Below are 985 nucleotides of genomic sequence, written 5' to 3' on the forward strand. Positions count from 1 at the left end.
CACTTACAATGGTAGTAGCTAATTCCAACCAATATAGGGAGTGATTACTTTGGGTACATCTACTTTATCACGTTTTCAACGTGGCGCACTAGCATAACTGGTCAATGAGGGGAATAAATCTTACCAAGTAATGGCTGACGCCTTAGGCGTCGCCAAAGCTACGATTAGCTATGAGTTGGACCGGGTTAAACCTTATGATCCAGAATTAGCTCAGCAAGATGCAGATCGCAAAAGGCGGAATTGCGGTCGTCGTTCGATGCTGACGGCAGCATTAGCGACTTTAATTACCAATCACTTACGATTAACCTGGTCACCAGAAACCATTGCGGCTGCTTATAACTTGAGCACTGCGTCAATTTATAATTGGCTTAATCGTGGCTGGCTCCCCTTCAAATTGACTGATCTACCCAATCGGAATGTCCGCCAGCACCGAGTGAGCGAAAATCGTGGGAAATTTACAAGTGGGACTTCCATCGAACAACGGCCAACAACTGTTAATCAACGGTTAGCTTTTGGTCATTGGGAAGTAGATACGGTGCTTTCTAGTCGAAGTGAGTCACGATCATGTCTGGTTACATTCGTAGAACGTAAGACCCGACTTCTATGGGCCATCAAAGCCCCTAATAGAACGGCTAAGGCTCTAAACGCCGCCTTTGGCAAGTTTATGGGGGCCTTCGGTCCCCAAGTAAAATCCATTACTGTTGATCATGGTAAAGAGTTTGCCAATTATCAGGCCTTAGAACAGGATTATCAGATCAAAGTTTATTTTTGCCATCCATATTCACCATGGGAGCGAGGTTCCAATGAATATTTTAATAGACGGTTACGCTGGTTCTTCCCGAAAAAGACCAATTTTAGCCAAGTAACGACTGATGAGATCCTAGCAGCACTTGAACTAATTAATCAACGACCATTAAAAATACATCATCAACAGACTGCCATTGAAAGATTCCGGGCTTGTTCGGATTAAACTTGTAATTTGCCA

General features: G+C 43.8%; 1 protein-coding gene. It reads left to right on the forward strand.

What is annotated here, in order from left to right; genetic code table 11:
- The first annotated feature begins 97 nt into the window (after window positions 1-97).
- A complete protein-coding gene (locus tag FC88_RS09100; protein ID WP_235526926.1) occupies window positions 98-970 on the forward strand; it encodes an IS30 family transposase in 873 nt (290 codons plus the stop codon).
- Window positions 971-985: the final 15 nt, after the last annotated feature.

The organism is Companilactobacillus futsaii JCM 17355 (assembly GCF_001435505.1).
In the GTDB taxonomy this organism is placed as follows: Bacteria; Bacillota; Bacilli; order Lactobacillales; family Lactobacillaceae; genus Companilactobacillus; species Companilactobacillus futsaii.